8 protein-coding genes are annotated in these 10,714 nt (G+C 71.2%); 6 read left to right on the forward strand and 2 right to left on the reverse strand.

Annotation, left to right across the window (positions count from 1 at the left end):
- Positions 1-273 precede the first annotated feature (273 nt).
- Positions 274-678 (forward strand): VOC family protein, encoded by a 405-nt coding sequence (locus Q1N79_RS29990; RefSeq protein ID WP_300614495.1) that lies wholly within the window; start codon positions 274-276, stop codon positions 676-678.
- A gap of 11 nt (positions 679-689) precedes the next feature.
- Here Q1N79_RS29990 and Q1N79_RS29995 read toward each other — a convergent pair whose 3' ends face one another.
- Both Q1N79_RS29995 and Q1N79_RS30000 read right to left on the reverse strand, forming a co-directional pair.
- Positions 690-1,460 (reverse strand): SDR family oxidoreductase, encoded by a 771-nt coding sequence (locus Q1N79_RS29995; protein ID WP_300614497.1) that lies wholly within the window; start codon positions 1,458-1,460, stop codon positions 690-692.
- An 83-nt stretch (positions 1,461-1,543) separates the two neighbouring features.
- The gene (locus Q1N79_RS30000; protein WP_300614498.1) at positions 1,544-4,306 is read right to left on the reverse strand and encodes a LuxR family transcriptional regulator; all 2,763 of its coding nucleotides are present in this window, start codon (positions 4,304-4,306) and stop codon (positions 1,544-1,546) included.
- 419 nt (positions 4,307-4,725) lie between these two features.
- On the opposite strand from Q1N79_RS30000, the gene Q1N79_RS30005 reads away from it, so the two are divergent.
- The 5 genes from Q1N79_RS30005 to Q1N79_RS30025 form a co-directional block, all read left to right on the forward strand.
- Positions 4,726-5,904: a glycosyltransferase gene (locus tag Q1N79_RS30005; RefSeq protein ID WP_300614499.1), complete on the forward strand. Its 1,179-nt coding sequence runs from the start codon at positions 4,726-4,728 to the stop codon at positions 5,902-5,904.
- A 13-nt stretch (positions 5,905-5,917) separates the two neighbouring features.
- Positions 5,918-7,360, forward strand: a complete 1,443-nt coding sequence (gene hpnJ, locus Q1N79_RS30010; protein ID WP_300614500.1) for a hopanoid biosynthesis associated radical SAM protein HpnJ — start codon at positions 5,918-5,920, stop codon at positions 7,358-7,360.
- Positions 7,360-8,847 (forward strand): hopanoid C-3 methylase HpnR, encoded by a 1,488-nt coding sequence (gene hpnR, locus Q1N79_RS30015; protein WP_300614501.1) that lies wholly within the window; start codon positions 7,360-7,362, stop codon positions 8,845-8,847. The genes hpnJ and hpnR overlap by 1 nt, the downstream gene beginning before the upstream one ends.
- Positions 8,848-8,877: 30 nt before the next feature.
- Complete coding sequence (locus tag Q1N79_RS30020) at positions 8,878-9,597, forward strand: hypothetical protein (protein WP_300614502.1); 720 nt, start codon at positions 8,878-8,880, stop codon at positions 9,595-9,597.
- 4 nt (positions 9,598-9,601) lie between these two features.
- Positions 9,602-10,714, forward strand: a 1,113-nt coding sequence (locus tag Q1N79_RS30025; protein WP_300614503.1) for a DMT family transporter, incomplete at its 3' end; no start/stop codon positions are given.

Below are 10,714 nucleotides of genomic sequence, written 5' to 3' on the forward strand. Positions count from 1 at the left end.
GCACACCCCGCCCCGCGCCCGCCCCGGGCCGGCCCCGGGCCGGCCCCGCCAGGCCAGATCACCCCCCAGCCGGCAGAGCAGGCACCCGCCCGGCAAGCCCCGCACCAGCAACCACAGCACCCAGCCCCTGCCAGGACCAAAACGGCACACGCCGCCGACAGTCCATGACCCACACGGCCCGCACCTCAACTCCCCGGCACCGGGACTAGCGCCGGCGGGCACCAGCCGGCCCGCGATCGCATACCCGGGCAAGTCCGGTGCTGAAATAGTCTGGTGGACGTTCTGAGCAGCCGGATCCTGCTGCGGCCCGGCGACCCGGACCGCAGCCGCCGCTTCTACCGCGACGTGCTTGGCCTGGCCATCTACAGGGAGTTTGGCCCGCCGGAAGATCCCGGGGTGGTGTTCTTCCTCGGCACCGGAATGCTCGAGGTCTCCGGGCGTGCGGCCGGCCCTCCCGGGCGCTCGATGATGATCTGGCTCCAGGTACGGGATGTCCGCGCCGAGCACGCCCGGCTGGCCGCGGCCGGAGTCACGATCGTCAGGGAGCCCGCGACAGAGCCCTGGGGACTGGTCGAAATGTGGATCGAGGATCCCGATGGCATCCGGATCGTCCTGGTCGAGGTTCCCGCCGCTCACCCGCTCCGCCGTGACTCGCGGCCGGCGTCGGCGCCGGGATGAAGACCCCGCGCTCAGCCGAACCGGACGGCCAGCCGGCGGTACAGTGACGGCGCGGTGACGTGGACCAGGCCGGGCAGCCGCGTCCAGCCTGGGATGTAGACGTCCTCACGACCGCTCAGCGCGGCTCGGCAGATCAGGCTGGCGACCTGGCGCGGCGGCAACGGCCGCGGCCTGCTCCGGACGTAGGCGGCGCCGCGGCGGGCGAAGAACGGGGTGTCGGCGACGCCGATGACAACGTGGGTGATCCGCACTCCTGTGCCGCGCAACTCGAAGCGCAGCGCCTCCGCGAACGCGCCGAGCCCGGCCTTGGCCGCGGAGTACACGGCCTCGCCGCTCACCCCGACACTGCCGGCGATCGACCCGACCAGCACCACCTGCCCCCGCCGCCTGGCCAGCATCTGCGGCAGCAGCAGCCGGACGAGCTCGATGGCCGAGACCAGGTCGACCATCAAGATCTCCTTCACCAGGCCAGGGTGCATCCCGGTGAACGGGCCGAACCAGCCCACGCCCGCCCCTGCGACCAGCATGTCTACCTGCCCGGCCGTCTCGAGCGCCGCGCTGGCTAGCCAGTCGGTGCCTGCCGTCGTGGAAAGGTCGGCCGCAAGCGGCACCCCGCCCGTCCGGGCCGCGACCTCCTCGAGCCGGCCCACGTCCCGCCCCGACACCAGCAGCTGCCAGCCGCCGGCGGCCAGGCAGTCCGCCACTGCCGCCCCGATTCCTGACGACCCCCCGGTCACCAACGCGACGCCGGGCCGGCCGTTGGGGTGCGGGCTCGTCTCCACAAAAGCGACGATACAGCGCGGGCTCGGCGTTCGCGTCCTCAGAATTGACAGCGCCGACAGAGGCGCGTGCCGCCGCGGACAGCTCAGGTGCGGGCTTCAAGGACGTGGGCAAGCGCGGCCCGTTTGGTGACGTCCAGCTTCCTGAAGACCTTCCGCAGGTGGTAGGCGACGGTGTTCGCGCTGATACAGAGCTGGTCGGCTATCTCCAGGTTGGAGGCACCCTCGCTGGCCAGGCCGGCGATCTGCAGCTCCTGGGGCGTGAGCTCATCGCGGTCGCCGACGCTCCTTTTGCGGGCGTGCTCCCCGGTGGCGAGCAACTCCATCTGTGCCCGCCTGGCGAACGCCTCCGCACCGACGCTATCGAGGATGTCGCAGGCGCTGTGCAGCTCCGCCCGCGCGTCGCGCCGGCGGTGCTGGCGGCGGAGCCACTCACCGTAGACCAGGTGTGCCCGCCCGAGCTGCGGCACGATACGGCAGCGCCCGAGGTGCTCGATGGCGTCGCGGTACAGCTCCTCGGCGTCCTCGTCCGCCGCCAGCAGGGCGCGAGACCGCAGCAGCATGCCCAGCGCCCAGTCGGTCTCCGCCGCCTCCGCGCGGGCGGTGAACCTGTCCAGGGCGCACACCGCCTCCCCGACGGCACCACATCTGGTGGCCGCCTCCACCAGTTCGGGCAGCAACTCGATGTCACCCGGCATGCCTTGCAGCGACGCGTTCAGGCCGTGCCGTAGCGCGGCGTGGTAGTTACCAAGGCCGAGCTCGAGCACGGTCAGCGAGATCGCGGTGAAGCCCATGACGAACCCGTATCCCGCCTGGGTAGCCTCGCGCTGGCGAGCCGCGGCGAGCGGACGGACGGCCGCTTCCCGTCCCTGCCAGGCCAGCACCGCCAGGTCGCTGATCCCGGTCCGCAGGTCGGCTGCCACTCCGGTCGCCGCGGCCAGTTCCCTGGCCTCGGCGGTCGCGTTCTCCGCCGCGGTAAAGCGGCCGGCGAGCACATCGGAGTAGCTCAGCAACCCCAGCGTCCAGGCCACTTCCGCCGGAGAACCATGGCTGCGCGCCTGCGCCACCGCCCGCGCACAGCTGGCGTGCAGGGCCGCGTCGTCCAGTATCTCGTAGGCGGCCAGGGGAGCGAAGAACACGAAGCGCAGGTGCTCGCTGCCCGGGGCCTGCTGCGCCGCCGCCGCGATCGCCTGGCGAAGCCGGGCGACGCCCGCCCTGTCTTTGTGTTCGGCCAGCGCGGCGAACCCATCAAGGGCCAGGCTCGCCACGCTCGCGCGGGCGTCCTGGCTGGACGGCCGCAGGCGGACGGCCTGCAGAACCTCGGCAGTGCCCGCGCCCCGTGCGAACCGGCCCGCGGCCAGGGCCGCCTCGAACGCTTCGAGCAGCGTGTTCCATGCCTGTCCCGGGTCTAGCGGCTGCAGTTCCCTGGCCGCGTCAAGCAGGATCGGCGAGGCCTCGGCGGGCTTGCCGAGCACGATGCGCACCGCTCCCCGCAATCGTTTCGCACGCGACCGGGCCAAGGGGTCGACCAGATAAGGGCCGGCGCGTTCCGCCAGCGCGGCGGCGGCGCCAGGATCGCCGGCGTTGAGCCGTGCCTCTGCGGTGGCGAGCGTGCGGGCGGCGCGCTGCGCCTGGTCGGGGGTCAGGCTGGCCGCGCGCGCGAGGAACGCCGCGCAGCCGGCCCAGTCGCCCCGGCCGCGCGCGCGGTCCGCGGACTGCGCGAGCTCATCCGCGATCTCCTCGTCGGCTCCGATGGCCGCCGCGGCCAGGTGCCAGGCCCGGCGATCGGGATCAAGGCCGCAGTCGCTGACGTCCGCGAGCACCTCGTGCGCGCGCCTGCGCTCGCTGGCCGCGGCGGCGTAGTAGACGGCCGAGCGCAGCAGCGGGTGGACGAACCACAGATGCGGCTCGAACCGGATGATCCGCTCAAGGCCCGGCGCGTCCGCGGCGTCGGCGCCGACCCCCAGCCGCTCGGCCGCTCTCCAGATCAGCAAGCGCTCCCCCGACGGCTCAGCCGCGGCGAGCAGCAGCAAGGTGCGCACCGCCGGTGAGAAAGCGCGCACGCGGCGAAGGTACGCCGACTCGAGCCGGCGGCCAAGGCGCAGCGGGTCAGGCAAGGGCAGCGTGCCGTTGAGCTCGGCCGCCGACAGCCCGCGGCCCAGCTCGATCAGCGCCTCCGGGTGCCCGGCTGTGGCGGCAAGGATCCGCCGCACGACGCCCTGATCCGGCATTCCCCCCGCGACGCTCGCCAGCAACTCCTGGGCCAGCTCATCTGGCAGGCCGGTCAGCCTGAGCTCCTCCAGGCCCTCGAACGCGGCCGCCTGCGGCTCCTCATCGCCGTTCGCCAACAGCATCGCCACCGGATCGGCGGACAGCCTGCGCGCGACAAACCCAAGCGCGTCAACCGACGCCTTGTCGAGCCACTGCACATCGTCGATGAGGCACAGTATCGGCTGGTGCACCGCCGCCTCTGTGATCATCGTCAGCGCGGCGATCCCGACCAGGAAACGGTCTGGCTCAGTGCCCCCCACCAGGCCGAAGGCCGAGCCGAGAGCCTCCCGCTGCGGCCGGGGCAGCCGCTTGAGAGACCCCAGGAACGGGACGAGCAGCTGATGCAGCGCGGCAAAGTCGAGCTCCATCTCCGACTGGACGGCGGTCACCTGCACGATCCGCATATGCTGGGCGGCCTCGGCGGCATGTTCCAGGAGTGCGGTCTTCCCGATTCCCGCCTCGCCGCGCAGCAGCAGCACGCCGCTCGACCCCTGACACGCGTCCGCAAGCAGGCGGTCGAGCACCTCGCACTCCCCGCTCCGCCCCACCAACGTATGAGTCGCCCTACTCACCCGCATACCTGTCCCCCGTCGTTGCTGCGCACGGCGGCGACCACGGCGACGTCGTCGTCACCGGGCGCGCCTTCGTCACCAAGCCCGTCAAGCCCGGTGAGAGTCGCCCCGGCAACTCCATTATGTGAACCGCCCTGGGCCCGGCTCCGAGGGGACCATCGGTTACGCGGTGACTACCAGTTTTGAGGACGCGAGCCGACAGCCGCGCGGGGAAGCTGGAGCCATCCAGCCGCTGGCGGGTTCTGCTCGGCCAGCGGCCCGTTTCGTGGAGGGAGACGTCATGGGAAAAGAGGCTCGAGTAGGGCTGCTACTTGGTGCCGCCGCCTGCCTGCTGGCCGTCCTGGTCGACTGGGTCGTGGTGGAACTGAACGCGGCGGAGCAACAATTGCATCGTTAAGCCGAACAACGCTCTGAGCACGGCTGACGTGACGGAGGACGCCGTACTGCTGGCCGGGCCGCTGGGGCTCGGCCACGAAATGATGGCCCGCTGTTGCACCGACGTGTTCGAGCGGTCGGGATGGCGGACGCGCCGGCTGGACAGCCTGTCCCTGCTCGGTCCCGTGAGCGGCGGCGTGGGGATGTGCGTGTTCAACCGTCTAGTCGCCATCCCAGGCCTTTACGACGGACTCCATTTCGCGCACCTGCGGACGGGAAGCCGGCTCGCCGATCGCATGGACCGGGCATCAACGGCCAAGCTCGTGCCCGCCCTGCGGGCCGAACTGGACCGGCGGCCGGCTGACGTCGTGCTCAGCGTGTTCGCCACGGGCGCCTCGGCAGCCGCCAGGCTCAAGACGGGGAACCCGGGACTGCGCACGGTGGTGCTGTGCACGGACGTGGCCGTGCACCGGCTCTGGGTCACGGAGGGAACGGATCTGTTCCTGGTGACCTCCGGCGCGGCCGCGGCGTGCGTTCGGCGCTACTGGCCACGGGCACCGGTAGCGGTAGTGCCGCCGCCGGTGCGGCCGCAGTTCTACGCCGCCCCATCCCGGGATCAGGCAAGGGGCGCGCTTGGCGTCCCGCTGGACGGCTTCTGCGTGCTTGTCATCGACAGCGGGTGGGGATTCGGTCCACTGGTGGACAGCGTGTCGGCGCTGGCCGCCGCGGGGGTGCACGTGCTCGCCGTCGCGGGCCGGGACCGCAAGACCGAGCTACGGCTGCGGGAACTGGCCGTGCGGACAGCCCGGGTCACGCCGTTCGGTTTCACCGACCGCGTGCCCGAGCTGATGGCCGCCGCCGACGTCGTCGTGTCGCTGCCCGGTGCCAACACCTGCGGCGAGGCCCGCGCGGTGGGGCGCCAGCTGCTGCTGCTTGACCTTATGCCTGGTCACGGCAGGGACAACCTGCTGCACGAACTGGAACTGGGGCGGGCCCACGCGTGCGTGGCAACCCCCGGCGGGGTTACCGCCAGCGTGCTGGCCCTGCGTGACCAGGCCGCCCCGGCCTTGCCGCCGAGCCCTCCGTCACGCTGGGACCTCGCCTTCGCGGCCGCCCTCGGGCAGATCGGCCTGGACCTGCGCCTGGACGGCCCGGGGGCGCCAGAGCCGGCCACCGCCGTCGCTGGCGGCGGTCGTTCATCCACCTCGCCCCTTGGGCTGACGCCATGAAAGGGCCAGTCGCATGATGCGCACCCTCTTCCTCAACCCGCCGTCCTACGCGGGCTTCGACGGCGGGGCCGGCGCCAGGTACCAGGCCAGGCGGGAGATCAGGTCGTACTGGTACCCGACCTGGCTGGCCCAGCCCGCCGCCCTGGTTCCCGGCAGCAAGCTCGTGGATGCCCCGCCGGCCGGCCTGGCCCTCACCGACATCCTTCCGCTGGCCCGCCACCACGACCTCGCGGTGGTGCACACAAGCTCGCCCACCTTCACAGGCGATGTCCGGGTGGCGGAAGCGCTCAAGGCCGAGAACGGCGACCTGACCGTCGGCTTCGTCGGACCCAAGGTCGCCGTGCAGCCCGAGGAGTCGCTGCAGGCCTCTGCGGCCATCGACTTCGTCGCCAGGGAGGAATTCGACTTCACGATCGCCGAGGTGGCCGAGGGGCGACCGCTCCCCTGCGTGGACGGCATCAGCTACCGGGACCGGGGCGGCACGGTCGTGCACAACCCCGACCGGGAGATCCTGGAGGACATGGACCTGCTGCCGTTCGTGACCCCGGTCTACAAGCGGGATCTGCGCGTGGAGGACTACTACATCGGGTATCTCCTGCACCCGTACCTGTCGCTCTACACCGGGCGGGGATGCCGGTCCAGGTGCACGTTCTGCCTGTGGCCGCAGACCGTCGGCGGCCACAGGTACCGGACCCGCAGCGTGGCCAGCGTGCTGGCAGAAGCCGCGCTCGCCCGGGAGCTGTTCCCGCAGATGAAGGAGCTGTTTTTCGACGACGACACGTTCACCGATGACCGCGGCCGGGCGGAGGCGATCGCCACGGGGCTCGCCCGCCTGGGCATCACCTGGTCATGCAACGCCAAGGCCAACGTGCCGCGCGAGACCCTGCAGGCGCTGCGGGACAACGGGCTGCGGCTCCTGCTGGTCGGCTACGAGTCCGGCAGCCAGCAGATCCTGATCAACATCAAGAAGGGCCTGCGCGTCGAGCGGGCCCGCCGGTTCGCCGCTGACTGCCGGGAGCTGGGGATCACGGTGCACGGCACGTTCATCCTCGGCCTGCCCGGGGAGACCAAAGAGACGATCCAGGAGACGATCCGCTTCGCCAGGGACGTCAACCCGCACAGCATCCAGGTTTCCGTCGCGGCGCCCTACCCGGGCACCGAGCTGTACCGGCAGGCCAGGGAGAACGGCTGGCTTCCCGAGGACGCGGACGGGGCCACGCTGGTCAGCCAGGACGGCACCCAGCTGGCCGCGCTATCCTATCCGCACCTGGGCCACACCGAGATCCTTGAGTCGGTGGACGCCTTCTACAAACGGTTCTATTTCCGGGCCGGGAAGATCGCCGAGATGTCCGCCGAACTCCTGCGCCAGCCTGACATGACCGCCAGGCGGCTGCGCGAGGGCACCGAGTTCGTGCGGTTCCTCAACCGCCGTGCCCGCACGAGAAAGCCAGCCTGATGCGTGTCCTGCTCGTCCATCCCAGCGCGCTGATGTATTCGGAGATCTTCTTGCGGCTTGAGCCGCTCGGCCTCGAGCGGGTGGCGGCGGCCCTGCTGGCCGACGGCCATGACGTGCGGCTGATCGACCTGCAGGTGAGCCGCAAGGCCGAGCTCGCGGGCCAGCTGACGCAGTTCCGGCCGCAGGCGGTGGGGTTCAGCCTGAACTACCTGGCCAACGTGCCCGAGGTCACCGACCTGGCCAAGTGGATCAAGACCGTGCTGCCAGGCTGCCTCGTGTTCGCGGGCGGCCACAGCGTCTCGTTCGTGGCCGAGCATGTCCTCGCGCAGGCGGAAGGGGCCATCGACGTCGTCCTCAAGGGTGAGGGTGAGACCGGGGCACCCGCGCTCATCGCCGCGGCCGCGGACCGGGCGCTGGCCGAGGTGCCCGGAGCGGTCACCCGTGCGGGGGCGGGGCCTGCCCCCAGGCTGGTGCCAAGCCTCGACGATCACCTTCCGGCCCGGCACCTGGGCGCCCACCGCCGGAAGTACTTCATCGGGGTGATGGACCCGGCTGCCTCCATCGAGTTCACCCGCGGGTGCCCGTGGGACTGCTCGTTCTGCAGCGCATGGACCTTCTACGGCCGCAGCTACCGCAGGCTGTCGCCGGCCGCCGCCGCCGAGGACATGTCCCGCATCAAGGAGCCGGGCGTGTTCATCGTCGACGACGTGGCCTTCATCAAGGCCGATGAAGGTGACGAGATCGCCAGGCAGCTTGAGCGGCGCCGCGTCAGCAAGCAGTACTACCTGGAAACCCGCTGCGACGTGCTGATCCGCAACGAGGAGGTGTTCCGCCGCTGGCGGCGGCTCGGGCTGAACTACATGTTCCTCGGCCTGGAGGCGCTGGATGAGGAGGGGCTGAAGGCCTTCCGCAAGCGCACCACGCCCAAGGTCAACAACAAGGCGCTGGAAATCGCCCGCTCCATGGGCCTGTCCGTCGCGATCAACATCATCGCCGACCCGGACTGGGACGAGGCGCGCTTCGCGTTCGTGCGCGAGTGGGCGATGAGCGTCCCCGAGATCGTCAATATCACCGTCCAGACCCCCTACCCCGGTACGGAGACATGGCTAACCGAAGCACGCCGCCTGACCACGCTGGACTACCGGCTGTTCGACGTCCAGCACGCGGTGCTCCCCACCCGGCTGCCGCTGCACCGCTTCTACGAGGAGCTCGTCAAGACCCAGACGGTGCTGGCCCGCAAGCACCTGGGGGTGGCCGCACTGGCCAAGACCAGCGGGATCATCGCCCGCCAGCTGCTGCGAGGGCAGGCCAACTTCGCCAGGATGATATGGAAGTTCGACCGGGTATACAACGCTGACCGACAGTACGCTGAGCACTTGAGACAGGCCCGGTACCTGCTGCCGCCGCCGGCGGACAAGCCCGTGGCGGCGCCGGGCCGGAAGGAGTTGTTCATCCATGCACCCGCGCGGCGCGCGCCCGCACCGTGACGTGGTCCCGGCGGGCAGGCGCCCCCGCTAGTGGCGGACACGCCCGCGACCCTGGAGCTGCCGCGGCCGGCGCTGCTCCTGCGCACCACCGGGTGGAACCTGGCCGAATCCTTCGGGCTTCCGCTAGGCGCCTACGTCCTGGCCGCGTGGCTCTGGGGGCGCGATGCGGGGGTGCTCGCGATGCTGGCCGCGATCTGGATCACCGCGGTCATCCGCAAGCTCGCCACCGGGTCTGTTCCTGGCCTGATCGCGATCGCCCTGATCGTGCTGACCGTCCAGGCCATCGTCGCGGTCGGCACCGGCAATCTGTGGATCTTCCTTGTGCACTTCCCGCTGGCGAATCTCGGCCTGGGCATCGTGTTCGCCCGTTCGGCGCGGGGGGACAGCCCGCTGGCGTCCAAGCTGGCGGCCGAGGTGATCGGGCTGCGCTGTCCAGCCCGCTACCAGCAGTGCCTGCGTCCCTTCTTCCAGCACATCACGATGCTGTGGGCCGCCGTCTTCCTGCTGCTTGCCGCCTGCCTGGGGGCGTTGCTCGCGACCGTGCCCACCGGCACGTACATCCTGGTCTGGGCGGTCACGACAGTCGTGCTCATCGTCGCAGGGATCGGCGCCTCCACCGTGTGGCTGCGGTCCGAACTGCGCAAGCTGGGCATCGGGCTGTGCTTCGGGCCCGCTGCCGGCCTGCCTCCCCCGCCCGCGCCACCCGGCGCCACCAGGAAACCGGACCCGGCAGAGCACACCGGCGGGTAGCGGCATGTCCTCCTCGCTGATCGCCATCGCGGCCGCGGTCGTGTCCGCGCTGTTTCTGGGGATAGCGTCGGTCGCGGATCAGCGCAGCACGAAGCGAGTCGAGACTACACGGTCACTGTCGCCGCGGATCTTCGTTGAGCTGATCCGCCAGCCGCTGTGGCTGCTCGCCATCGTCGCGAACATCGTGGGTTTCGCGCTGCAGATCGTCGCGCTCAGTTTCGGCAGCCTGGCGCTGGTGCAGCCGCTCCTGGTCCTTGACCTGATCTTCGCCGTGCTGATCTCCTGGCAGCTGCGCCTGCGGGCGCATACGCCCCGCCCCGGGGGCCCGCGCGCGGACCTGGTGATGATCGGCGGAGTGGCCGCGACCGCGGCCGGGGTGGCCGGATTCCTCGCGATCGGGCGGCCGTCCGGCGGCAGCACCCACGCCAGCTTCGCCACCTTCCCGCCGCTGATGATCGCCCTCGCCGTGACCGTGGGCGGGTGCCTGCTCCTGGCCGCAAGGAGCCCGAAGATGCGACCGCTCGCGACGGCACTGGCCTGCGGCGTCTGCTACGGGGTCGCCGCCTTCTCGATCAAGCTCGTGACGTCAGAAGTCGGCCATGGGCCTGGCAGGCTCTTCAGCGACTGGCCGATCTATATCCTGCTCGTGGTCGGCCCGCTCGGGTACCTGCTCAACCAGGACGCCTTCCAGCAGGGCACGTTCCTTGCGCCAGTGCAGGCGATCATCACGGCGGCCGACCCGGTCATCTCGATCGCCCTCGGCATCGTATGGCTGAACGTGCTAGTGCGCTCAAGCCCGGCGGCGATCGGGGGCGAGGTGACATCGATCCTGGTGATGATCGCGGGGATCATCATCACGGCCCAGCATTCTCCGCAGGTCATGGGGCAGCCCGCCAAGGCACCCGCCCCCCGCGAGTCGCCCGCCGGAGAGCCGCGCGGCGGCGCATTAGCCGCGGGTGCGGGTGCGGGATGTGGCGGGACCCGCGGGCTACGTGGCGGACGGAGGCCTGGGGATGCCGTCGCTGCCGGGAGCCGGGCCGACCGGAGGCTCGGGGGGCCCGGGGCGCTCGGGGGGCCCGGGAGGCTCGGGGCGCTCGTCCGCGGCCGGCGCGGCGGG

It is taken from the genome of Trebonia sp. (assembly GCF_030042015.1).
GTDB lineage: Bacteria > Actinomycetota > Actinomycetes > Streptosporangiales > Streptosporangiaceae > Trebonia.